20 protein-coding genes and 1 tRNA gene (1 of these 21 only partly in view) are annotated in these 22,236 nt (G+C 64.2%); 13 read left to right on the top strand and 8 right to left on the bottom strand.

From position 1 onward, the window contains the following. The first annotated feature begins 150 nt into the window (after nucleotides 1-150). The 3 genes from RBB18_RS18730 to RBB18_RS18720 all read left to right on the top strand — a co-directional run bounded on the left by RBB18_RS18730 (nucleotide 151) and on the right by RBB18_RS18720 (nucleotide 2,819). Nucleotides 151-1,323, top strand: coding sequence for a type III PLP-dependent enzyme (locus RBB18_RS18730; RefSeq protein WP_371931680.1), 1,173 nt, complete (start codon nucleotides 151-153; stop codon nucleotides 1,321-1,323). Between the two features lie 277 nt (nucleotides 1,324-1,600). Next, nucleotides 1,601-2,443 carry a DUF1989 domain-containing protein gene (locus tag RBB18_RS18725; RefSeq protein ID WP_103763855.1) on the top strand — a complete coding sequence of 281 codons (843 nt, stop codon included), beginning with the start codon at nucleotides 1,601-1,603 and terminating at the stop codon, nucleotides 2,441-2,443. Nucleotides 2,444-2,447: 4 nt separating this feature from the next. After that, nucleotides 2,448-2,819: a GFA family protein gene (locus RBB18_RS18720; protein ID WP_306111987.1), complete on the top strand. Its 372-nt coding sequence runs from the start codon at nucleotides 2,448-2,450 to the stop codon at nucleotides 2,817-2,819. Nucleotides 2,820-3,106: 287 nt separating this feature from the next. Here RBB18_RS18720 and ykgO read toward each other — a convergent pair whose 3' ends face one another. After that, the gene (ykgO, locus tag RBB18_RS18715; protein WP_025058716.1) at nucleotides 3,107-3,232 is read right to left on the bottom strand and encodes a type B 50S ribosomal protein L36; all 126 of its coding nucleotides are present in this window, start codon (nucleotides 3,230-3,232) and stop codon (nucleotides 3,107-3,109) included. 69 nt (nucleotides 3,233-3,301) lie between these two features. Then, nucleotides 3,302-3,376: transfer RNA gene (locus RBB18_RS18710), tRNA-Val, on the bottom strand. Nucleotides 3,377-3,518: 142 nt separating this feature from the next. Here RBB18_RS18710 and RBB18_RS18705 point away from each other — a divergent pair. Beyond that, nucleotides 3,519-4,382, top strand: coding sequence for an N-formylglutamate amidohydrolase (locus tag RBB18_RS18705; protein ID WP_103763853.1), 864 nt, complete (start codon nucleotides 3,519-3,521; stop codon nucleotides 4,380-4,382). 139 nt (nucleotides 4,383-4,521) lie between these two features. Here RBB18_RS18705 and RBB18_RS18700 read toward each other — a convergent pair whose 3' ends face one another. Beyond that, the gene (locus RBB18_RS18700; RefSeq protein ID WP_274593765.1) at nucleotides 4,522-5,421 is read right to left on the bottom strand and encodes a hypothetical protein; all 900 of its coding nucleotides are present in this window, start codon (nucleotides 5,419-5,421) and stop codon (nucleotides 4,522-4,524) included. 119 nt (nucleotides 5,422-5,540) lie between these two features. After that, nucleotides 5,541-6,794 (bottom strand): DNA polymerase IV, encoded by a 1,254-nt coding sequence (locus RBB18_RS18695; RefSeq protein ID WP_306111978.1) that lies wholly within the window; start codon nucleotides 6,792-6,794, stop codon nucleotides 5,541-5,543. Between the two features lie 68 nt (nucleotides 6,795-6,862). Between RBB18_RS18695 and RBB18_RS18690 the strand changes: the two genes are divergently transcribed. Further along, on the top strand, nucleotides 6,863-7,267 hold the full coding sequence (locus RBB18_RS18690; protein WP_274593767.1) for an NUDIX hydrolase: 405 nt from the start codon (nucleotides 6,863-6,865) through the stop codon (nucleotides 7,265-7,267). 44 nt (nucleotides 7,268-7,311) lie between these two features. Here the strand turns inward: RBB18_RS18690 and pyrF are convergent, their stop codons facing one another. From pyrF to RBB18_RS18675, 3 genes are all read right to left on the bottom strand, one after another. Then, nucleotides 7,312-8,019, bottom strand: a complete 708-nt coding sequence (gene pyrF, locus RBB18_RS18685) for an orotidine-5'-phosphate decarboxylase (RefSeq protein ID WP_103763849.1) — start codon at nucleotides 8,017-8,019, stop codon at nucleotides 7,312-7,314. Nucleotides 8,020-8,073: 54 nt separating this feature from the next. Next, entirely contained in the window at nucleotides 8,074-8,355 is a 282-nt protein-coding gene (locus RBB18_RS18680) for a hypothetical protein (protein WP_306111977.1), read from the bottom strand. Between the two features lie 104 nt (nucleotides 8,356-8,459). Continuing rightward, entirely contained in the window at nucleotides 8,460-8,711 is a 252-nt protein-coding gene (locus tag RBB18_RS18675) for a hypothetical protein (protein WP_103763847.1), read from the bottom strand. Between the two features lie 301 nt (nucleotides 8,712-9,012). On the opposite strand from RBB18_RS18675, the gene clpB reads away from it, so the two are divergent. From clpB to RBB18_RS18650, 5 genes are all read left to right on the top strand, one after another. After that, nucleotides 9,013-11,634: an ATP-dependent chaperone ClpB gene (clpB, locus tag RBB18_RS18670; protein WP_306111976.1), complete on the top strand. Its 2,622-nt coding sequence runs from the start codon at nucleotides 9,013-9,015 to the stop codon at nucleotides 11,632-11,634. Between the two features lie 377 nt (nucleotides 11,635-12,011). Beyond that, nucleotides 12,012-14,150 carry a glycosyltransferase family 2 protein gene (locus RBB18_RS18665; RefSeq protein WP_103763845.1) on the top strand — a complete coding sequence of 713 codons (2,139 nt, stop codon included), beginning with the start codon at nucleotides 12,012-12,014 and terminating at the stop codon, nucleotides 14,148-14,150. After that, nucleotides 14,147-15,094, top strand: coding sequence for a hypothetical protein (locus RBB18_RS18660; RefSeq protein WP_103763844.1), 948 nt, complete (start codon nucleotides 14,147-14,149; stop codon nucleotides 15,092-15,094). The genes RBB18_RS18665 and RBB18_RS18660 overlap by 4 nt, the downstream gene beginning before the upstream one ends. 39 nt (nucleotides 15,095-15,133) lie before the next feature. After that, nucleotides 15,134-16,714 carry a hypothetical protein gene (locus RBB18_RS18655; RefSeq protein WP_306111975.1) on the top strand — a complete coding sequence of 527 codons (1,581 nt, stop codon included), beginning with the start codon at nucleotides 15,134-15,136 and terminating at the stop codon, nucleotides 16,712-16,714. A 90-nt stretch (nucleotides 16,715-16,804) separates the two neighbouring features. Beyond that, on the top strand, nucleotides 16,805-18,304 hold the full coding sequence (locus RBB18_RS18650; protein ID WP_306121266.1) for a hypothetical protein: 1,500 nt from the start codon (nucleotides 16,805-16,807) through the stop codon (nucleotides 18,302-18,304). A gap of 94 nt (nucleotides 18,305-18,398) precedes the next feature. Here the strand turns inward: RBB18_RS18650 and RBB18_RS18645 are convergent, their stop codons facing one another. After that, the gene (locus RBB18_RS18645; RefSeq protein WP_306111973.1) at nucleotides 18,399-18,881 is read right to left on the bottom strand and encodes a fasciclin domain-containing protein; all 483 of its coding nucleotides are present in this window, start codon (nucleotides 18,879-18,881) and stop codon (nucleotides 18,399-18,401) included. A 283-nt stretch (nucleotides 18,882-19,164) separates the two neighbouring features. Here RBB18_RS18645 and RBB18_RS18640 point away from each other — a divergent pair, with 283 nt between their 5' ends. From RBB18_RS18640 to msrQ, 3 genes are all read left to right on the top strand, one after another. Beyond that, entirely contained in the window at nucleotides 19,165-20,658 is a 1,494-nt protein-coding gene (locus RBB18_RS18640; protein WP_306111972.1) for an FMN-binding glutamate synthase family protein, read from the top strand. 404 nt (nucleotides 20,659-21,062) lie between these two features. Continuing rightward, nucleotides 21,063-21,968 carry a protein-methionine-sulfoxide reductase catalytic subunit MsrP gene (msrP, locus tag RBB18_RS18635; RefSeq protein ID WP_306111971.1) on the top strand — a complete coding sequence of 302 codons (906 nt, stop codon included), beginning with the start codon at nucleotides 21,063-21,065 and terminating at the stop codon, nucleotides 21,966-21,968. Next, nucleotides 21,968-22,236 carry the start of a protein-methionine-sulfoxide reductase heme-binding subunit MsrQ gene (msrQ, locus tag RBB18_RS18630; protein WP_306111970.1) on the top strand. The gene runs 358 nt beyond the window's last position, so the window shows 269 of its 627 coding nt (coding positions 1-269); the start codon lies at nucleotides 21,968-21,970; the stop codon falls past the right edge of the window. The genes msrP and msrQ overlap by 1 nt, the downstream gene beginning before the upstream one ends.

The following is a 22,236-nucleotide window of genomic DNA, read 5'->3' as shown; positions in this document are numbered from 1 at the left end:
GACTCACGGTTTGGCCCCATGTGCGCATTCAGACGCCAACGCACGCGCCTCTGTCCCGAAGGCCTTATACCCCAGCGGTTACGTAGCGACGGTAACGTCTCTGAACTGAACCTCGCGGCCCTCGCCGCCTCGTGACCTTTGGAGATGTCCATGACCGCTTTCGTCACCGACCTGTCGGGTGATTTCCGCCATGCTTGCGCCGCCCGTATCGAGGGCTTCGTGCGTACCACCACGTTCGATCGCCCGACGCTGGTGATCGACACCGAAGTCGTGCTGCAGAACTATCACGCGCTGGCGCAGGGGCTGGGCGATGCGCATATCCACTACGCCGTCAAAGCCAACCCCGAGCCGCAGGTGATCGAGGCGCTGGTGAACGCCGGCAGCCATTTCGACGCGGCCAGCCGCGGCGAGATCGAGCTGTGCCTGTCGCAGGGCGCGCGGCCCGAGGACATCTCGTTCGGCAACACCGTGAAGAAACCGGGCGATATCGCGTTCGCGCACCACGTGGGCGTAACCCTGTTCGCGGCGGATGCCGAGGAAGAGCTGGACAAGATCGCCGAGCACGCGCCGGGCGCAGAGGTCTATATCCGCCTGATCGTCGAGGCGTCGGGCGCGGACTGGCCGCTGACCCGCAAGTTCGGCTGCGCGCCGGATCACGCCGTGGCGCTGATGGACTATGCTGCTGCGCTGGGCCTGCGCCCGGTGGGCGTGTCGTTCCACGTCGGCAGCCAGACCCGCCAGACCGCCATGTGGGCGCCGGTGCTGGACCGGATCGCCGATGTGTGGCGCGCCGCGCACGAGGCCGGCCACGCGCTGGACCTGCTGAACATCGGTGGCGGCTTTCCGGCCTTCTATGGCGAGGAAATCGCGGCGCCGGCGATCTATGCAGCCCAAGTGCGCGAGATGGTGGCCGAGCGTTTCGGCGACGTGCCGCGCGTGATGGCCGAGCCGGGCCGGGGCCTGGTGGCCGAGGCCGGCATGATCGCCGCCGAGGTGGTGCTGGTGTCGCGCAAGTCGCCCGACGACCTGCACCGCTGGGTGTACCTGGATATCGGCATGTTCTCGGGCCTTGCCGAGACCATGGACGAAGCGATCCGCTATCAGTTCGTGACCGCCCGTGACGGCGAGCGCACGGGCCCCTGCATCCTGGCCGGGCCGTCCTGCGACTCGGCGGATGTGCTCTATGAAAAACGCATGATCGACCTGCCGCTGGGCCTGAAGTCGGGCGACCGGGTGTTCATCCGCAGCTGCGGTGCCTACACCTCGTCCTACTCCAGCGTGGGTTTCAACGGCTTCCCGCCGCTGGACGTGGTCGTGCTGTAACTGCCCCCCGATCCGGGGCGGGCCGGTTGGCCTTGCCCCGCGGGACAGTGTAAGACCCACGGCATGTTCATTGTCGTGGGTCTTGTCATTGCGTTCATACTGGTGGCGATTTACGCGCGCCCCAAGATGCGCAATTGCCGCTGGCGCGAAGACCGTGGCGCGTCGAAGCCGGGGCAGACGGCATTTCGCTGTGCGTTCTGCGGAGCGCGGGCCTTTACATCGGATGGCAAACCGCCTTTGGATTGCTTGAGGAACACGCCGCAATCCTGAGGACCCCATGCCGGAACCCACCGATGCCGATGTGCGCCGGGCCGTGAAGCCCGTCGTCTGTTATCCCAACGAGACCCTGCCCGTGCCGGATATGGACCTGTACCGCACCGCGCGGGACGGCGCGGAAAAGGTCGGTGAGGTGATCGCCCCGCCGCGGGAGGCTGCCTGCTTTCGCGTGGCGGCGGGGCAGTTCTTTCGCATCACCAGCGTGGATGGTCCGCAGGTGGGGGACCTGAACCTGTGGAACGCGAATGACCTGGGCGAGCGATTCTACTCCGGCAAGTCGCGGGCGCTGCACGGCACGCACCTGACGACCGGTGAGCGGATGTGGTCGAGTTTTCCGTATCTGAGGCCCATGGCGACGATCGTGGAGGATACGCTGGACTGGTACGGGATCGACCAGTACGGCGGGTCGGTGCATGACGTGATCGGCACGCGCTGCGATCCCTATACCGGCAATCTGCTGGCCGGGTCGCAATATCACCATTGCTGTCATTCCAACCTGACCCGGGCGGTGGCGGACGAACTGGAGATGTCGCTGGAGGAGGCCGAGCCGCTGGTGCATGACGTGTTGAACGTGTTCATGTGCACCGGGTTCACGCGGGACACGGGCCAGTATTTCATGAAGGCCAGCCCGGTGCGGCCCGGCGACTACCTGGAATTGTTTGCAGAGGTCGACCTGCTGGGGGCGTTGAGCGCCTGTCCGGGCGGGGATTGCTCGGCCGAGCATTCCAGCGACGCGGCGGCGTGCTATCCGCTGAAGGTCGAGGTGTTCGCGCCGGCGGAGGGGGCCTTGGGCGATTGGGCCAGCCCGCCGGTGAACGGGTATGACCGGACCCACGGGAGATAGCGGCATAGACCGGGTCGAGGGTGGGTGCCTCTGTGGGGCGGTGCGGATCACGGCGGAGGGACAGCCCGAAAGAGTGGGGCTGTGTCATTGCCTGGACTGCCGCAAGCATCATGGCGCGGTGTTCTTTGCCGCCGCGATCTTTCCCGAGGCGGCGGTTGCGATTCGGGGTGAGACGCGCGACTGGGACGGGCGGCATTTCTGTCCGCGCTGCGGCGGGTCGGTGTTTTCCGTCAGCGACGGCGAGGTGGAGGTCCATCTTGGGGCGCTGGATGCGCCGAACGTGTTCCAGCCGACCTACGAGTTGTGGACCGTGCGGCGGGAAGAGTGGTTGCCGGCAGTGCCGGGTCTGGCGCGGTTCGAGCGGGATGAGACGTAGTGTCCCGCGAAATTCCTAACGACGTGTGAAGAGTGCGGACCGCGCGGAATCGAGGCGCGCTTGCGCGCCGCCGCGCGATCGCCAGACCGCCCGGACGGGCTGGCGATTGGGGGACGTAAGCGCTTCAATTTGATGTTTTGCGGAGGTGGCAGGGATAAAGTGCCTTGAACGACCGTTGGATCGCCACCCCGCGGTCTGGCAATCGCGCGGCACCGTAACCGCTTGCCCCGGCGAAACGAAAAAACCCCGCCGAGGCGGGGTTCGTTCAGCAGAACCAGATCGGGATCTCAGCCTTGACGGGCCTTGAAACGCTTCTGGGTCTTGTTGATCACGTAGACGCGGCCTTTGCGGCGCACGACGCGGCAATCGCGATGGCGGTTCTTGAGCGAACGCAGCGAGTTCCGGACTTTCATCACTCGTCTCCAATGTCGTGGCGCGGGGCGCCGGGTTGCGGGTGCACCGGCCAGGCCGGGCAGTGAATATGGTGGGCGATACTAGGATCGAACTAGTGACCCCTTCGATGTCAACGAAGTGCTCTACCGCTGAGCTAATCGCCCTGATACCGGAGTGGCATGGCCCCCAACGAATAGGGGCGCGGAGAACCGCGCCGGTGAGGCGTGTCTATAAAAGGAGTCGGGAAGGGGATCAAGGGCTTTTAGAACCTGATTTTCAGACTATTATGTTCCGGCAGGAGAGAGAATGCCCAAAGCCGCGTTTACCCTTACACATCCTGAGCGTCGCACGACCTCGGTGGTGTTCGCATCGCCCCATAGCGGGCGGGATTATCCGTGGTCTTTCGTGCGGCGCACGAACCTCAATGAGCTGAGCGTGCGCAGTTCCGAGGATGCGTTCGTGGACGATCTGTTCGAGGCCGCGCCGCGCAACGGGGCGCCGTTTATCAAGGCGGGGGCGCCACGGGCCTTCGTGGATCTGAACCGCTCGACCGAGGAGCTGGACCCGGCGCTGATCGAAGGGGCGCGGCGCACGGGGCACAACCCGCGCGTGGCCTCTGGCCTGGGAGTGATCCCGCGCGTGGTGGCCAATGGCAAGGCGATCTATTCCGGCAAGATCACGATGGACGAAGCGCAAAGGCGCATCGACACCTATTGGCGGCCCTATCATGCGGCGCTGAAAACCCAGCTGGATCAGGCGCTCGGGCTTTTCGGACAGTCGATCCTGATCGATTGCCACTCGATGCCGCACGAGGCGATGGATGCCGTCGCCCGCAGTGGGGCGCGGCGCCCCGAGGTGGTCCTGGGCGATAGGTTCGGCGCGGCGGCGAGCGACGACGTGGTGGACCGGATCGAGGCGGCGTTCAGTGCCGCCGGGCTGAATGTGGCGCGCAACGCGCCCTTTGCCGGGGCCTTCATCACCCAGCATTACGGCCGCCCGCAGGAGAACCGGCACGCGGTGCAGGTCGAGATCGACCGGGCGCTTTACATGAACGAGAGGCTGATCCGGCCCAATGGCAATTTCGAGGCGTTCAAAGCCGTTCTGGAGGGCGTGATCGCCCAGATCGCCGAGGTCGGACGGCCCAAACCGCAGCAGCTGGCCGCCGAGTGAGGCGAATCGAAGCTTAACGGCGCAGGGTTCCCGAAATCCGCATCGGTATCGCGTCGGTATGTCCGACTGTATCGCGACGGTGCGGCGTGCCGACGGCCCGAGTTAAGACATCGTGCGTCGGATGCGCCCAGAAGAGCGGTCAGTACCGGCGCGTGTAGGTGAAGTGGACTTCCTCGTCGGTCTTGGTGTCGGTGACGGCGAAGGTCACGTCGGAGCGATCCTGAAAATCGTATCGGGCGGCGAGCCCGTAGGCCGAAGTCGTGCTGCTGCGCGTGACCTCGCCGAACCCCGAAAGCGTCAGGTCGCGCCAGGCATTGTAATTCACGTCAAAGGCCACGGCATCGGGGCGCTGGTTGGCATCGGGGTGCAGGAAGGCGGCGCCGATGTCGAAACGCCCCTGCTGCCAGCGGGCGCCGAGCTTGGCGTTGATGCCGTCGAAATCGTCCTTGGGGTCCCAGACGCCCTCGACCGCGGCGGCGAGGGTGACGGCCTGCGCCTGCCATTCGGCGGAAGCGGAGGCGGAGCGGAAGTTGCCGTCGCTGGCATCGAGCAGCGAAACGGCCCAGGTCGTGTCGCCTGTGGTGTCGCCATAGGAGACGCCGACCGGCACGGAGTTGAAGCGCAGCGCCTCGGTCGTGGCGCGGGCGCGGGTGTATTCTGCGCGGGTCTCGGCGATGGAAGCGGCGGTGAAGTCGAAGGGCGAGATCAGCACCTGGTCATAGGCGGGTTTCACCACGCCCAGGCGGAACCGGTCGTCATAGACGAAAGCGGCGTAGGTTTCGTGCGGGCGGTCGCCCTTGTAATAGTACCCGAAGGTGCCGAATTCGAACGCGACGGGGCTGTCGCCGATGTCGAACAGCGTGAAGGTCAGCATCGCGTCGATCCGGGACATGAAGGCGTTGTCCTGGATGCTGTTGGCGCCCACCGAGATGTCGCCGGAAAAGTCCACCCAGTCGGCGGCGGCGGCGGGGCGCAGACCGGCGGCGCAGAGCGCAACCGCGGCAAGACGGGGAATGGGACGGGTCAGTGTGTGTTTCATGGCGATAGCAACGTGGCACGGGTTGGAAAGTTGCACGAGCAATTATCGGCGGCGTCGATGTGATTTTTCGGCAACAGGGGAGTGCCGGTAACACTCTGCTTTAACGGGAAAAACCCGGTTCAGCGCAGGGAGCGGCCCTTGAGGATGGCGTCGGCACCGAAGCGGGCGCGGATCTCGTCGGTGGCGCGTTCGGCGCGGCCGCGCTGGCGGGCTTGCGGGTCCAGAAGGTCGCCCGAGGCCTCGGCGGCGGTCTCGGGCACGAGGTCCGACAGGCCCACGCCCAGCAGGCGGTAGGGCTTGGTATGGTCGACCTGGTCAAAGAGCGCGCGGGCGGTGCGGTAGAGCGTGTCGGCCAGCTGCGCGGGGTCGCGCAGCGAGATGCGGCGTGTCAGGAGAGAATGATCGGACCGCTTGAGTTTCAGCGTGACGACGCGGCCCGCCAGGTGCTTGGCCTTGGCGCGGTCGGCGACCTTTTCGGCCATGCGCCAGAGGTGGCCGTCGAGAATGTCGGCGCTGGCGGTGTCTTCGCGAAAGGTGGTCTCGTTCGAGATCGACTTCATCGGGGAATGGGCCGAGACGCGGCGATGGTCCTGTCCGCGGGCAAGGTGCCAGAGCCGCTCGCCCATGGAGCCGAAGCGCGCCACCAGATCGGTTTTCTCCCAGCGCAGGAGGTCGGCGAAGGTGCGGATGCCGGCGGCATCCAGCGAGGTGCGCGCGGCCTGCCCGACGCCCCAGATCAGGCTGACGGGTTGATCGCGCAGGAAATCCGCCGTCTCGGCCTTGCCGATGATGGAAAAGCCGCGCGGCTTGTCGAGGTCCGACGCGATCTTGGCCAGGAACTTGTTGTGCGACAGGCCGATGGAGCCGGTCAGGCCCAGTTCGGTGCGCATGCGTTTGGTCAGGCGGGCCAGCATCACGGCGGGGGACGCGCCGTGCAGGCGAGCCGTGCCTGTGAGATCGAGAAACGCCTCGTCCAGTGACAGGGGTTCAATGTCGGGGGTCAGATCCTCCATCATGCGGCGGATCTGGCGCGAGACCTCGGCGTAGAGTTCCATCCGGGGCTTGATGATGACGGCCTCGGGGCAGAGTTTCAGCGCCTGGAACATGGGCATGGCCGAGCGGACGCCGCGAATGCGGGCGACGTAGCACGCGGTGGAGACGACACCGCGCCGGCCGCCGCCGATGATCACGGGCTTGTGCGCCAGATCGGGATTGTCGCGTTTCTCGACCGAGGCGTAGAACGCGTCGCAATCCATGTGCGCGATGCTGAGGTCGTGAAGTTCGGGATGCGCCAGCACGCGCGGGCTGCGGCAGGCGGGGCAGCGCGCGCCGGTGTCGAATTCTGTCAGGCAGTCGCGGCAGAGGGCGGGCATGTGAGGGGCTGCGTTCGGGGTTGCGATGCAGGTATTGTAAGGGCGCGGCGCGTGAGGGAAAAGACGGTATGAGTGAAGAGAGGTTCGAGGGCACGAAGCTGGCGTTGTTTCTGGGCAAGCGGCTGGCGGTGATCCAACGGGATCATGCGGTGGATATTCCCTGGCCCGGGTTCCTGGACCTGCCGGGTGGCGGGCGCGAGGGGAGCGAGAGCGCCGAAGCCTGCGTGCTGCGTGAAACACGCGAGGAACTGGGGCTCGTGCTGGACCCCGGCGTGCTGGGCTGGCGGCGATTTTATGCGGGGCCGACGCGGATGTGGTTCTTCGTGGCGCATTGCCCGGCGGCGCTGGCCGACGATGTGATTTTTGGCGACGAGGGGCGGGGCTGGTGCCTGATGCCGCCCGAGGAGTACGTGGCGCACGACAAGGCCGTGCCGCATTTCGCCGAGCGGGTGGCGGCGTACATGCAGAGGTAGGGGGCGGCTTGGGGCGCGCGATGGTGGGGTTCACCCACCCTGCGTCAGGCGATGTCGTTCAGGATGGCTTGCGTGGCGGCGCGCGGGTCGTCGGCGGCCCAGATGGGGCGGCCGACGACGATGTGATCGGCGCCGTCCGACAGGGCCTGTGCCGGGGTGGCGACACGTTTCTGGTCGCCCAGTGCGGCGCCCGAGGGGCGCACGCCGGGGGTGACGATCAGCTTGCCCGCGGCCTCGGGCAAGGCGCGGATCATCGCGGCCTCCTGCGGCGAGGCGATGACGCCGTCGGCCCCGGCCTCGAGCGCGCGTGCGGCGCGGGTGGCGACGATGTCTGGGATCTCGCCGGGGGCGATAAGCGACGCGTCGAGATCGGCGCGGTCGAGCGAGGTCAGCACGGTGACGGCGAGGATCTTCATCGGCTTGCCCGCCGCGCCCTCGCGGGCGGCGCGGACCACGTGGGGGTCGCCATGCACGGTGAGGAAGTCGAGGTCGAACTGCGCCAGCCCGCGCACGGCGTTTTCCACCGTGGCGCCGATATCGAAGAGCTTCATGTCGAGGAAGATACGCTTGCCGTGATCCTGCTTGAGCTCATTGGCGAGGGCGAGGCCGCCGCCGGTCAGCATCCCGAGCCCGATCTTGTAGAACGACACCGAGTCGCCCAGCCGCTCGGCCAAATTCAGGCCGTCGAGCGCGTTGGGCAGATCAACAGCGACGATCAGGCGGTCATCTGCGGGCAAAGGGCTGTCTGTCATCGGCGCGGCCTTTCGGATCGGGTCGCGCCCTTGTTGCGGGCCGTGGGATCGGCGTCAAGCCTGTTCGGCGGAGATGGGCCATGCCGTGTCGGCGACAACGACCGTCTGCGGTGCGTTGCGGAATTCGGGCATGTGCCGCACCTGGCGGAGGGCATCCTGCACCAGCGCGCGGGTCACAATTGAACTTTCGGTCAGACTGGTGAGCCTGCTTGCGAGCATGGCTGAAGCGCGCATCGTGAACGATGCCGCGTCGCTGTGCAGCAAGACCGTGGCGACATGCGCACCCGAATGCGGTGAAACCGACACGTTCTCTAGGGAAATTCGCTCGATTTTCATGACACACCCTTACTTTGCACCTGCAGAAAGTGTGTCTCAATTGTCCGCCATTTGCGAGGGGAAAATGGTTAATGTGCGTCCCCTCGCGGCTTTTTGCCTATTTATCAGGCGGCGGCGGCGCCTTGCGCGGGCTCGGGCAGCGTGGAGCGCAGATCATGCGCCTTTTGGGTATGACGCAGGCTGGCTTTCTGCGTGAGGCCGCGGGCAACGAGCGCGTATTCCGCGTTGAGCGGGGCCTTGAGGTGAACCGGGTAGCGAAAAATGTGACCGGACTCGTGGATACGAACGGCCGCCTCGAACGCTTCAAGCTCGGGATTGTAGCGGATTGCGTCGAATTCAAGTTTCTCGATCTGCATGGGTCTGCTCCTGTTTTACGAGTCAACCAGACGACTTAGCCTGTGGATAAGTGTGTGGATAACGTTGGGTCGGCCGAAAAAGTTGCAAGGTTCACAAAAAAATTGAGCGAGTTTCCGCACATGTGGTGGCTTGGCTTTAAGATTAATCAACATCTGGTTGCGGTTTTCGCGGTGCGAACAATTTGCAGGTCCTCTTGAAGCTCACGGTCGTGTTACCCATTTAAAGGTCTGAGGTTCCCGAAGCCGCATGCCTAATGCTGGGTGCGCCACCGGGATAACGCTTGAAAAAAGGAGAGACGGGATGGACTTGTCGAAGTTCACCGAGCGGTCGCGTGGTTTCATTCAAGCCGCGCAAACGATCGCGATCCGGGAAAGCCACCAGAAACTGGCGCCCGAACATATACTGAAAGCACTGATGGACGACCCCGAGGGGATGGCCAGCAACCTGATCAAGCGGGCGGGCGGTGAGCCGGCGCGCGTGGTGCAGGTTTTGGACCTTTCCCTGGGCAAGATCCCGAAGGTCAGTGGCGATGCGGGCCAGATCTATATGGATGGTCAGACCGTGAAGCTGCTGGACGAGGCCGGGAAGCTGGCCAAGAAGGCCGGCGACAGTTTCGTGCCGGTGGAGCGCCTGCTGACCGCGCTGGCGATGGTGAAAAGCCCCGCCAAGGACGCGCTGGAGCAGGGCGGGTTGAGTGCGCAGGCCCTGAACGAGGCGATCAACGATATTCGCAAGGGGCGGACGGCGGATTCGGCCAGTGCCGAGGACAGCTATGAAGCGCTGGAGAAATACGCCACGGACCTGACGCAGCGGGCCGAGGACGGCAAGATCGACCCGATCATTGGCCGCGACGACGAGATCCGCCGCGCCATGCAGGTCCTGAGCCGCCGGACCAAGAATAACCCGGTCCTGATCGGTGAGCCGGGCGTCGGTAAGACTGCGATTGCCGAAGGGCTGGCCCTGCGGATCGTCAATGGCGACGTGCCCGAAAGCCTGCAGAACAAGAAGCTTCTGGCGCTGGACATGGGTGCGCTGATCGCCGGGGCGAAATATCGCGGCGAGTTCGAGGAGCGGCTGAAGGCCGTGCTGAACGAGGTCACGGATGCGGCTGGCGAGATCATCCTGTTCATCGACGAGATGCACACGCTGGTCGGCGCGGGCAAGGCGGATGGCGCGATGGACGCGGCCAACCTGATCAAGCCGGCGCTGGCGCGGGGTGAATTGCACTGTGTCGGGGCCACGACGCTGGACGAGTACCGCAAGCACGTGGAAAAGGACGCGGCGCTTGCACGCCGGTTCCAGCCGCTGATGGTGGCCGAGCCCACGGTCGAGGACACGATCAGCATTCTGCGCGGCATCAAGGAGAAGTACGAGCTGCACCATGGCGTGCGGATCTCGGACTCTGCCCTCGTGTCGGCGGCGACGCTGAGCCATCGGTATATCACCGACCGCTTCCTGCCGGACAAGGCGATCGACCTTGTGGACGAGGCCGCAAGCCGGTTGCGCATGGAAGTGGACAGCAAGCCCGAGGAACTGGACGCGCTGGACCGCGAGATCCTGCAAAAGCAGATCGAGGCGGAGGCCCTGAAGAAAGAGGACGACGCCGCCAGCAAGGACCGGCTGGAGAAGCTGGAAAAAGAGCTGGCCGACATGCAGGAGAAATCCAGCCAGATGACCGCGAAATGGCAGGCCGAGCGCGACAAGCTGGCCGGCGCCCGCGACATCAAGGAACAGCTGGACCGCGCGCGGATCGAGCTGGACCATGCCAAGCGCGAGGGCAACCTGGCGAAGGCCGGGGAACTGAGCTATGGCGTCATCCCTCAGCTGGAAAAGCAGCTGGCCGAGGCCGAGAAGGCCGAGGAGGATGGCGATGTCATGGTCGAGGAAGCCGTGCGGCCCGAGCAGATCGCCCAGGTGGTCGAACGCTGGACGGGCATTCCGACCGCGAAGATGCTGGAAGGCGAGCGCGAGAAGCTGCTCGGGATGGAGGGCAACCTGCACCGCCGGGTGATCGGCCAGGATGCCGCCGTGAAGGCGGTGGCCAATGCCGTGCGCCGGGCGCGCGCCGGGCTTAACGACGAGAACCGTCCGTTGGGCAGCTTCCTGTTCCTGGGGCCGACCGGCGTGGGCAAGACCGAGCTCACGAAGGCCGTGGCGGAGTTCCTGTTCGACGATGACAGCGCGATGGTGCGGATCGACATGAGCGAGTTCATGGAGAAGCACTCGGTCGCCCGTCTGATCGGGGCGCCTCCGGGCTATGTCGGCTATGACGAGGGGGGCGTGCTGACCGAAGCGGTGCGCCGCCGCCCGTACCAGGTGGTGCTGTTCGACGAGGTCGAGAAGGCGCACCCGGAGGTCTTCAACGTGCTGTTGCAGGTTTTGGACGATGGTGTGCTGACTGACGGGCAGGGCCGCACGGTGGATTTCAAGCAGACGCTCATCATCCTGACGTCGAACCTTGGGTCCCAGGCGCTGAGCCAGTTGCCGGAAGGGTCCGATGCGGCGGACGCCAAGCGCGACGTGATGGATGCGGTCCGGTCGCATTTCCGGCCCGAGTTCCTGAACCGGCTGGACGAGATCGTGGTCTTCGACCGTCTGAACCGCGACCAGATGGACGGGATCGTGGATATCCAGATGGCACGGTTGCTGAAGCGGCTGGCCGGGCGGAAAATCACGCTGGAGCTGGACGATGACGCGCGCAAGTGGCTGGCCGACGAGGGGTATGACCCTGTCTATGGTGCACGGCCGCTGAAGCGGGTGATCCAGAAGGCGTTGCAGGATCCGCTGGCCGAGGGGCTCTTGGCCGGGGATATCCTGGACGGCTCGACCGTTCCGGTGAGTGCCGGGGCCGATGGGCTGATCATCGGCGAGCGCGTCGGGTCGACCAACCGCGAGCGGCCGGACGATGCCGTGGTGCATTGAGCCTTGATGGCTGACAGATATGGCCCCCGCCGAAGAAATTCGGCGGGGGTTTTCGTATGTCGGGGGCGTGGGGTGTCGGCTATCGAAGGTGGGTTGGAAACCCACCCTACGAGGTCCCGGATCAGGCCCGGGACGGGCTGGAAGCGTGTCCTTGGTCGGTCTGGCCCCCAAACACAGGTTTAATTGGGGGCCAGCCCCCAAACCCCCGAAATATTTATGGCCAGAGGAGGGCGGGGCGGTGTGTTGCGCAAATGGCTGTCGCGTCGACAATTTGACACGAGTGTTGCGCGGATTCGCGAGGCGGGCGTATAGTGGCGCCAAAAGCGGAACGGCGCGGATTTACCGCGCGGCAACCACACCGGATATAAGATCGGGCCATGGCCGAGCAGGACAGTTCAGCAGACGACACGCCAGCGGTGCCCCGCTGGTTCGACGAGCTTCGCCCCGGGGGCGAAGGCGAAGGATTCATGGAGCGGCATCTGCGGCATTCGCTGATGTACGTGCGCCGGCCGGTGAACCGTTTGCTGGTGACCTTCGACAACCTTTCCAACGTTAACGACACCTCGGTGGAGCGCGAGCCCTGGGCGTTCAAGTTTGCGCAGGACGTGAACATATCGCACCTGGGCGTGATGGCGCATGTGGCGGATTGGTACCGCGACGGTGACCTGATCGCCCGGTTCGAGAAGCTGCGCGACGAAGGGTTTTTCGAGGGCTACGACCGGGTGATCTTTGCCGGCGTGTCGATGGGGGGCTTTGCCGCCATCGCCTTTGGCTCTCTGGTGCCGGGGGCGCATGTGGTTTCCGTCAATCCGCAAAGCACGCTGGATATCGGGCTGGTCCCGTGGGAGACGCGCTACGAGGGCGGGCGGCGGCAGGACTGGACGCTGCCTTTGTCGGATGCGGCGGCGCTGACCGCGGGCCTGGGGCGGGTGAATATATTCTATGACCCCTATCACGCGCTGGACAAGCAGCATGTGGGGCGGTTCTCGGGGGAGAACATCGAGATATTTCATTGCCGGCATTCCGATCACAAGACGGCCGTTTTCATGCGCAAGATCGGTGCGCTGAAGCCTGTGATGCAGGCGGCGATCTTTGGAGATCTGGATCAGGCCGAGTTCTACAGGCTTTATCGCGCGCGGCGTGACCTGCGCTGGTACAAGAACGCCGTCACCACCTATTTCAACGACAAGGGCCGTGAAGAGACGGCAAATGCCTTCGGCCTGGCGTTCCGCAAGCGGTTGCGGCGCAAGCAGCGCGAGGAAGAGCGCGCGGCGCAACAGAAGGCCGATGGGGCCGATCAGTTCGACCTGGAAGACGATGACGGGTTCGACGAGGCGGACATGGACGGTCCGGAGGACGTGACCGAGGATGCGCCGGCGCCGAAGAAGCAGGCCGCCGCGCCGTCGGCGGTTAAGCCTGTGCAAGGCGACAAACAACCGGCCAAGGCCAAGAAACCCGATCCCGACCGCCCCTCGCGCCCGATGGGCGAGCGGGGCAACGAACGCTGCCTGATCGTGACCACGATGAAGAACGAAGGGCCGTTCATGCTGGAATGGGTGGCCTTCAACAAGGCCATCGGGTTTACCGATTTCCTGATTTACACCAACGATTGCGACGACGGCACGGACCGCATCGCCATGCGGCTGGAGGAGATGGGTGTCGCGGTGCATGTGGACAACCGTTTCAAGAAAGGCGCGAGCCCGCAGCGGGTGGCGCTACGCCGGGCATTTTCGCACGACCTTTACCGCCAGGCGGACTGGGCGATTTGCGCCGATTGCGACGAGTTCCTGAATATCCGCGCGGGCGACGGACGCCTGCCCGACCTGTTCGAGGCGGTGGGCGAGGCGGATGCGATTTCGCTGTGCTGGAAGCTGTTCGGGTGCGGCGACCAGGTGGCCTATGAGGACCGTTTCATTCACAAACATTTCACGTGGGGCGCACCGGAGGATTTCCGCGAGAAATACCGCGGGCTGGGGCTGAAGACATTGTTTCGGCCGTCCGACGCGATCAAGAAGTTCGGCGTGCACCGGCCCAAGTTCGAGGGCCGGCCCGAGGGGTTCATCTGGACCGACGCTGGCGGGCAGCCGATGCCGGAGAAATATTTCGACACGGGCTGGTCGGCCTGGGGCGGGTTCCGCCACGACCATGCACGGCTGCATCACTATGCCGTGCGCTCGGTCGACAGTTTCCTGGTCAAGCGCGACCGGGGCCGCACCAACCATATCGACCGTGACCAGGGCGTGGCCTATTGGGCGGACATGAACCTGAACATGGCCCGGGATGCGAGCCTTGTGCCGATGGCCGAGGCCACCCGGGTGGAGTTCGAAAGGCTGATGGAGGACAAGGAGATCCGTCGTTTGCATGCCGAGGCGTGTGCGTGGCACCGGGCCAAGATCTCCGCGCTGAAGGCGAACGAGGAATGGTCGGCGCTGCATGACCTGTTGCAGATGATCAACCGCCCTGGCGAGGCGCCGGTAAATCGCGACCAGCTGTTGCAGGACCTAGCCGCCGAATGAGCAAGCGCCCGCAGATCGTGTTGCACGGCGGGTTCCACAAGACCGCCACCAGCCACATCCAGTCGATGCTGGCGCGGAATTCAAAGATGCTCGAGCGCGAGGGCGTGCATTACGTGCACCACCGCGACACCCGCAAGCAGCTGACCGTGCCGGTGCAGTGCAACGTCTATAACAAGATCGGCATGGACTGGGACCCGAAGATTTCCGACGAGGAGCTGGCCGGGATGAGCCGGGCCTTCCTGAAGGAGATTTCCAAGGGCAACCCGAAACGGATCATCCTGTCGGACGAGAACATGGCCGGCCATTGCGGCCATTGCGTGAAGCGGGGCGTGCTCTATCGCTGGCGGCGCAAGCTGCTGGAGGTGTTCGCCGAGCAGTTTCCCGAGGGCGTGAGCGAGGTGCATCTGGGCCTGCGCAATTACGCAGACTTTTTCGCGTCTGCTTACGTGGAATACCTGCGGTCGGTCACCGGGCAGTGGTTCGTGGACGAGCGCACGATGCGCCGGCAGGTGATGGAGAACATGCCGAACTGGCACAACATACTGAAATCCGTGGTGACTCTGTTTCCGGGCGCCAAGGTGACGGTCTGGCGCTACGAGGATTTTCGCAGGATGGACCGGCAGGTTCTGGGGGGGCTGTGCGGGCCGGGGATCGACACCGGCGCGATGAAGGAACCGAAAGACCGCAACAAGCGGCCCACGGCCAGCGGGCGCGCGGTGGCGGAACTGTTGCAGTTGATTCACAAGGACGGGGCGGACAAGGCGCTGGAGCAGCGGGTCGCGTTGCAGGAGAAATTTCCGCGCGGGCCGGAATACGGCACCTATGACCCCTGGACGCCGAACGAGCGCGCGCACCTGACCCGGATGTACGATCAGGACATCGCCGACATCCGCGCCAATCCCGACATCACGCTGCTGGAGCTGGACCATGTGGCGAGCCATTAGAATACAAGGCGCGCAAGACGCCGAAGGACGAGGTCGCGGATGAAACGGGATGTCGAGATCGGGATGCTCTGGGTCGAGGGGCCTTTGAGCTATGTCGAGGTGCTGTGCGCGCAGTCCTTCCTGGATGCGGGTCACCATGTGAAGCTGTACCATTACAAGGACGTTCAGAACGTGCCCGAGGGCGTGGAACTGATCCACGGTGACAGCGTGCTGAAGATCGACCGGTTCATCCAGCATGGACGCACGGGCAGCTTCGCGCTTTTCTCCGACGTGTTCCGGTATCACCTGCTGCAACAGAACGACCGGATGATCTGGGCCGACCTGGATGCCTATTGTGCGAAGCCGTTCGAAACCGAGACGGGCCATTTCTTTGGCTGGGAATCGGACACGCATATCAATGGCGGCGTGCTGGGCCTGCCGCCGGACAGTGAGGCGCTGGGCCAATTGCTGGAGATGAGCGAAGACGAGTATGGCATCCCGGAATGGTATTCGGACCGCGAGAAGGCGAAGTTCCAAGAAAAGAAGGACGCGGGCGATCCGGTGCATGTCAGCGACATGAAATGGGGCGTCTGGGGGCCTCAGGCGGTGACCCACTACCTGCACAAGACGGGTGAGGCGAAATACGCCCTGCCGATCGAGGGGCTGTACCCGGTGGGCTTTCGCAACCGCCGTCTTCTGGGGCGGACGCGGGCCCGTGAAAAGGTCGGGGCGATGCTGACCGAGAACACCTATTCGGTGCATTTCTATGGTCGGCGCATCCGCGAGTTCCTGTCGGATATCGGCGGGATGCCGGAGCCGGACAGTTGGATGGACGAGACCCTGCGCAAGCACAAGATCGATTGTGATGCCGCACCCGTGCTGTCACGCGAGGAAAAGGCGGCGATGAAAGAGGCCGAGGCGATGGGCAACGTGACCACCGCGCCGCGCCTGCCCACCGGCAAGGGTGGCGAAAACCTGACCGATCTTGCCGATCGCTATGGGTCGGACAAGGGGTCTAAGAAGCATCGGTATACCGAGCTTTACCACATGCTTTTCCATCCGTACCGGCAACGCAAGATCACCTTCCTGGAGATGGGCCTGCTGATCGGCGGGCCAGAGCATGGCCTCGCCGCGGACCGCGAGACGACGGACTGCCCGTCAATCCGCATGTGGCTGGACTATTTTCCCAAGGCCGAGATCCACGGGCTGGACGTGTCGGATTTCTCGTGGGTCGAGCACGAGCGGTTCACCTTTCACCGTTGCGACATGGACGAGCGCGACAATATTGCGGCGGCGATCGAGGAGATCGAGACAGCGCCCACCATCGTGATCGACGACGCGAGCCATGCCAGCCATCACCAGCAGAACGCGTTCCTGGAGATCTTCCCGCGGCTGGACTCGGGCGGGCTTTATATCATCGAGGATCTGCGCTGGCAGCCTGACACCTACGAGCAGGAGGGCATCACCAAGACCGCCGCCCTGTTCCGGGACTGGGTGGAGACGCGCACGTTCACCCATAGCGACCCGAAAGTGGCCGCGGAGTTCAACAAGCTGGCCGAGGATATCTCGGGCGTACATCTGGCGCCGGCACGGATGGTGCCCGGCAAGCGGTTGCAGGTCGCTGTGATCCACAAGAAGTAGACCAACCCCGGAGGTCCATAACCATAATAATGCCCCCGGACCCAACGAGCAGAGCAAGCCGCGCAACGATGTGGCGGAGAGCGAGGCAGAATGAAACGCACGATTTGCGCCGCGCAAGCGGTGTGTGAGGCCAACGGTTGGGACTTTGACGAGACCTTTCCGTTTCAGTTCAGGTTGTCGAAGTCGCGTACAGGCCCGTCTGAGAATTGGATGCATTTCCGCCCGGGCGATTGGAATCTGCATCATTGTCCAAGGCTTCCGCGACACGAGCTTGTCTTTGGCAGTGGTCGGACCGTGGGCGTAGTTCTTGGCGTCGCAGTCGACCAGGAGGGCGCTTGCCTGAATGGGCGCGTTGTTCTGGAAGGCAAGGGAACAATCGACGCGCTTGAAACCTATATCGAAGGGTTGGCCGGTCGGTTCATCGCCGTGGTGGCGGCATTCGGTACGAAACGGGTCTATTTCGACCCATCCGGAGGGCTGAGCGCAGTCTACTCGAACAAGGACAAGGCTGTTGCGTCCAGCGTTCATCTGGCGGTGAACCGGGACATCGAACCGCTGAGGACTGTTTCAGCCAAGGACGTGCAGGCCCGAAAGGCGCAGTTTGCCCTGGGGGAGACGTGCGACATCCACTGCAGGCGCATCTATGCCAATCACTATCTGGATCTTGCCGATTTCGAGCTGAAACGGCACTGGCTTGGCGCGGAGGATGATTTTGAAACCGTAGGTGAGGACCGGAACGGCCTGGCCGAAAGGATAACCGGGCGACTTGGGCAGGTGATGGCTGCACTGGCGGGCGGGTACTCGACGACGCTGCCCATATCGGGTGGAACGGATTCGCGGCTGTTGCTTGCCGCGGCAACGCCTGTTCTCGATCGCATCGAACGGTTCTTCATGCATGACATAAGGTGGATCACTCAGTTCGATCGGCAGGTCGCGGTCGCACTGGCGCAAGAAGTCGGCGTAAAGCTTGAAGTCGTTGACCGTGACGATCCCGAGTTTGAACGGTGCCTTACCGACGATCAGGTGGCGACCTTGCGAGATGTCATGGCTCTGAGGACAAGTCTTGCGTTCAACGGTATCAACAAGGCCACGGTGCGTGCCGTGGAAATGGCCCCGGCGACAGAGCTTGTTCTGCGCGGAAACGGCGCCGAGATGACGCGGGCGAACAAGTGGACGAGAGAGACAGCCGTGACCGGGTGTTCCATCGACGACGGTCTTGCAGCATTGCTCAATATGCGGGCCAAAGACTTGTCGGATCGTCTTGCACCGGATCGGCTTGAAAGCTTGCGGGAGCGTTATGGCGCGTGGTGCGACGGTTTGCCGGAACCCGCCCGGGCAAGATTGCCGGACATGGCGCATTCCGAAGTCTTCATGCCGTCTGCGCCGAACAACGTCTATTATGCGTTTGCACCAAGTTTTTACGTCAACCCGTTCAACGACCGCCGGATGTTCTTCGACACTGCCGCCTTTCATCCCCGTGCGCGTCGTCGCCGCAGATTGGTCGGCAAGATGATAGAGTTGTCCAAGCCGTGTCTGAACCAGATACCGTACAAGGACGATGCGTTGCAGCAGTTTCGACAGTCGGCCTGAGGCAGGGTGCGGAAATTGGCGCCGCTGTGCGGGCGGAACAAAGCTACGCCAAAGAGGAAGCGAGCCGGGTCGTAACCGGCTCGCCCCAGAAACATTACTCGGGCATGATCACGCCGTCGATCACGTGGATGACGCCGTTCGACGCCTCGATATCGGCGGTCACGACATTCGCGTCGTTGACGGTCACGCCGCCTTCGGTGCCGATGGTCACCTCGGAGCCCTGCACGGTTTCGGCGGTCATGCCGTCGCTCAGGTCGCCGGACATGACCTTGCCGGGCACGACATGGTAGGTGAGGATGCTGGTCAGCTGATCCCTGTTTTCCGGCATCAACAGCGTGTCCACCGTGCCTTCGGGCAAGGCCGCGAAGGCGTCGTCGGTGGGGGCAAAGACGGTGAAGGGGCCGTCGCCTTTCAACGTTTCGACCAGACCGGCCGCCTCGGCCGCGGCGAGCAGGGTGGAAAAGTCGCCGGCTTCGGTGGCGGTGTCGACGATGTCCTTGCCGCTTTCGGCAAAGGCGGTTGTGGCACCCCCGAGGATGGTGGCGGCGGTCAGGGCAAGATAAGTTCTGCGAAGCATTGTTCGTCTCCCTTGTAAGGTGTCTTTGGTACGAGTGTTAAACGACGCTCGTGTTGCGCATCGTGTCGCTGCTACGCGGGTCGAGGCTGTTCGGTTCAGCGGGGATTTCCGCCGGTGCCATTTGACGAAAAAGATCCGCCGCCTAAGCCGGGGCGTTTTGCGAATTCCACTGAAAACTTCGTGAAACGGCGTGAGGACCAGGGGCGCGCCAGGGCGGCTTTAACGCTTGAGGCAGGCAAGGTCTGTGGCATAAGGGAGCCACGCAGTTTCCGAAGGGGCGGTGATGGACCTGGTTTTCGAGATCCTCGGCTTTCTGGCGCTGGCTCTGGTGCTGGCAATCGGGGTCGTCATCGCGCTGGCGCTGCTCTTTTTCGTCATCGACAAGACCCAGACCGGCGACGCGATCCGCCGCAATTACCCGGTGATCGGGCGGTTTCGCGGGCTGTTCACCACGCTGGGCGAGTTTTTCCGCCAGTACTTCTTTGCCATGGACCGCGAAGAGATGCCGTTCAACCGCGCACAGCGCGACTGGGTCGGGCACGCCTCGAAAGGCAAGGGCAACACCATCGCCTTCGGCTCGACCCGGAACCTGAACGTGGCGGGCACGCCGATCTTCGTGCCGGCGGCGTTTCCGCCACTGGATGACCAGTTCGCGGCGACCGAACCGTTGCAGATCGGGCCCTATTGCCGGACGCCTTACATGGCACGGTCGATCTTCAACGTCTCTGGCATGAGTTACGGCGCGATTTCGCGCCCCGCGGTCGAGGCGCTGAGCCGGGGCGCCGCCGAGGCGGGGATCTGGCTGAACACCGGGGAGGGGGGATTGAGCCCCTATCACCTGACCGGCGGGTGCGACGTGGTCTACCAGATCGGGACGGCGAAATACGGGGTGCGCACCGCCGATGGCGGCCTGGACGATGACAAGCTGCGAAAGATGGCCGCGTACGAGCAGGTTCGCATGTTCGAGCTGAAGCTGGCGCAGGGGGCGAAACCGGGCAAGGGGGGAATCCTGCCCGGCGAAAAGGTCGGGCTGGAGATTGCCGAGATCCGGGGAATCACGGTGGGGCAGGACAGCATCTCGCCCAACCGGCACCGGGAGGTGAACAATTACGGCGAACTGCTGGATTTCATCGGCCATATCCGCGAGGTCACGGGCAAGCCCGTGGGGTTCAAGACCGTGGTGGGGTCGAGCGAGGCGTGGGACGAGATGTTCGAACTGATCGTCGAGCGCGGCGCGGAAAGCGCGCCAGATTTCATCACCATCGACGGCGGCGAGGGCGGCACGGGGGCCGCGCCGATGCCGCTGATGGACCTGGTGGGGATGCCCATCCGCGAGGCGCTGACCCGGATGGTGGACCTGCGCGACCGGCACGGGTTGAAGAGCCGCATCCGGATCATCGCGGCAGGCAAGCTGGTCAATCCCGGCGACGTGGCCTGGGCGATTTGCGCGGGGGCCGATTTCGTGACCTCGGCACGGGGGTTCATGTTCTCGCTCGGCTGCATCCAGGCGCTGAAGTGCAACCGCAACACCTGTCCCACCGGGATCACCACCCATGACAAGCACCTGCAAAAGGGGCTGGTGGTCGAGGACAAGTACCTCAAGGTCGCCAATTACGCGCGGCAGGTCATCAAGGAAGTCGAGACCATCGCGCATTCCGTGGGCGTGGCCGAACCGCGGCTGATGCGGCGGCGACATGTGCGGATCGTGCAGGCGGACGGCACCTCGATCCCGCTGACCAAGATCCGGCCCAGCGTGGACGCGGCGCAGTATCCCTAGAGTGGGAGGTCCCGGATCAGGTCCGGGACGGGCGCGCCATAGCCCCGCGCGGAATCAAGGGCCGCCAGGCCCGCCGCGCGATCGCCCGCTGACCGAAAGGCGATTGCACGCAATCGCCGAAAGGGGGCCGCCCGAACGGGCTGGCGATTGGTCGACGTAGGAGCCTCGATTGCGGGTTTTGCGGAAATTGGAGGAATTAAGTGCGCAGAACCGCGGTCGGGTCGCCATCCCGCGGTCTGGCGATCGCGCGGCTTGGTGCCTCGCGCGCGCACGCGCGCGAAGTAAATGTCGCCGCCATTGTTACCGCGCTCCAACGTCTTCGTGAGACGGCTTGTTTTGCCGGGCCAATGCGCTTTCCTTATGTCACGACTGACAGACATGCCCGCGAGAACAGGAGAGCCCGCATGGCCCATCGTTGGAAGAACACGCTGCGCGACAAGGATGTGACCGACGAGGCCGCGTTCCTCAATCGGCGGCAGTTGATGGCCGGGGCCGCGGCGGGCATGGGGCTGGCCGGTGTCGGCGCGGCCCAGGCACGGGCGCAGGAGTTAGAGCCGACCTCCTTCGAGGACGTCACCACCTACAACAACTACTACGAGTTCGGCACCGGTAAAGGCGACCCGGTGGACCATGCCCATATGCTGACGACCCAGCCCTGGACCGTGAAGATCGACGGGCTGGTGGACCGGCCCGGCGATTATGCCTTCGAGGATATCATGGCCAGGATGACGGTGGAGGAGCGGATCTATCGCTTCCGCTGTGTCGAGGCCTGGTCGATGGTGGTGCCGTGGAACGGGTTCGAGCTGGCCGATCTGCTGGACATGGCGGGCGTGCAGTCGAATGCCAAGTATGTCGCCTTCGAGACGGCGCTGCGCCCGGACGAGATGCCGGGGGTGAAATACCCCGTGCTGGACTGGCCCTATGTCGAGGGACTGCGCCTGGACGAGGCGACGCATCCGCTGACCCTGATGGCGACTGGGATTTACGGCAAGGACATCCCGAACCAGAACGGCGCGCCGGTACGGTTGGTGGTGCCGTGGAAGTATGGCTTCAAGTCGATCAAGTCGATCGTGCGGGTCACCCTGACCGAGACCGAGCCGCCGACCAGCTGGAACAAGGCGAACGCGCGGGAATACGGGTTCTACAGCAATGTGAACCCCGAGGTGGACCACCCGCGCTGGAGCCAGGCGAGCGAGCGGGTCATCGGCTCGGGGCTGTTTGCCCGCCGGCAGGACACGTTGATGTTCAACGGTTACGCCGACGAGGTGGCCAGCCTGTATGAAGGGATGGACCTGACCAAGTTCTTCTGATGGCGATGGTCGAGCATATCAATCAAGGGCTGCGCCGGGTGCCGGCGTGGCCGATCTACGTGGCGAGCCTTGGCTATGCGGCGTGGATGCTGTGGCTGGGGATTCAGAACCGGCTGGGCGCGGACCCCGTGAAAGTGCTGGAGCACGAAATGGGGGAGATGGCGCTGTACCTGCTGGTGGCGGGGCTGGTGGTGACGCCGCTGCGCAAGCTGGCGGGGGTGAACCTTTTGAAGTTTCGCCGCGCGCTGGGACTGGCGTGCTTCTTCTT

This window comes from Roseovarius sp. MMSF_3298 (genome assembly GCF_030733705.1).
In the GTDB taxonomy this organism is placed as follows: Bacteria; Pseudomonadota; Alphaproteobacteria; order Rhodobacterales; family Rhodobacteraceae; genus Roseovarius; species Roseovarius confluentis.
Note: the sequence above shows the minus strand (reverse complement) of the source record. Positions and strands in the feature narration are given on the sequence as shown.

Bases quoted from the DNA above. Each gene is read 5' to 3' on its own strand.
- RBB18_RS18730 (WP_371931680.1), top strand. From the start codon at position 151: ATGACCGCTTTCGTCACCGACCTGTCGGGTGATTTCCGCCATGCTTGC.
- RBB18_RS18725 (WP_103763855.1), top strand. From the start codon at position 1,601: ATGCCGGAACCCACCGATGCCGATGTGCGCCGGGCCGTGAAGCCCGTC.
- ykgO (WP_025058716.1), bottom strand. From the start codon at position 3,232: ATGAAAGTCCGGAACTCGCTGCGTTCGCTCAAGAACCGCCATCGCGAT.
- RBB18_RS18705 (WP_103763853.1), top strand. From the start codon at position 3,519: ATGCCCAAAGCCGCGTTTACCCTTACACATCCTGAGCGTCGCACGACC.
- RBB18_RS18700 (WP_274593765.1), bottom strand. From the start codon at position 5,421: ATGAAACACACACTGACCCGTCCCATTCCCCGTCTTGCCGCGGTTGCG.
- RBB18_RS18695 (WP_306111978.1), bottom strand. From the start codon at position 6,794: ATGCCCGCCCTCTGCCGCGACTGCCTGACAGAATTCGACACCGGCGCG.
- RBB18_RS18690 (WP_274593767.1), top strand. From the start codon at position 6,863: ATGAGTGAAGAGAGGTTCGAGGGCACGAAGCTGGCGTTGTTTCTGGGC.
- pyrF (WP_103763849.1), bottom strand. From the start codon at position 8,019: ATGACAGACAGCCCTTTGCCCGCAGATGACCGCCTGATCGTCGCTGTT.
- RBB18_RS18680 (WP_306111977.1), bottom strand. From the start codon at position 8,355: ATGAAAATCGAGCGAATTTCCCTAGAGAACGTGTCGGTTTCACCGCAT.
- RBB18_RS18675 (WP_103763847.1), bottom strand. From the start codon at position 8,711: ATGCAGATCGAGAAACTTGAATTCGACGCAATCCGCTACAATCCCGAG.
- clpB (WP_306111976.1), top strand. From the start codon at position 9,013: ATGGACTTGTCGAAGTTCACCGAGCGGTCGCGTGGTTTCATTCAAGCC.
- RBB18_RS18665 (WP_103763845.1), top strand. From the start codon at position 12,012: ATGGCCGAGCAGGACAGTTCAGCAGACGACACGCCAGCGGTGCCCCGC.
- RBB18_RS18660 (WP_103763844.1), top strand. From the start codon at position 14,147: ATGAGCAAGCGCCCGCAGATCGTGTTGCACGGCGGGTTCCACAAGACC.
- RBB18_RS18655 (WP_306111975.1), top strand. From the start codon at position 15,134: ATGAAACGGGATGTCGAGATCGGGATGCTCTGGGTCGAGGGGCCTTTG.
- RBB18_RS18650 (WP_306121266.1), top strand. From the start codon at position 16,805: ATGAAACGCACGATTTGCGCCGCGCAAGCGGTGTGTGAGGCCAACGGT.
- RBB18_RS18645 (WP_306111973.1), bottom strand. From the start codon at position 18,881: ATGCTTCGCAGAACTTATCTTGCCCTGACCGCCGCCACCATCCTCGGG.
- RBB18_RS18640 (WP_306111972.1), top strand. From the start codon at position 19,165: ATGGACCTGGTTTTCGAGATCCTCGGCTTTCTGGCGCTGGCTCTGGTG.
- msrP (WP_306111971.1), top strand. From the start codon at position 21,063: ATGGCCCATCGTTGGAAGAACACGCTGCGCGACAAGGATGTGACCGAC.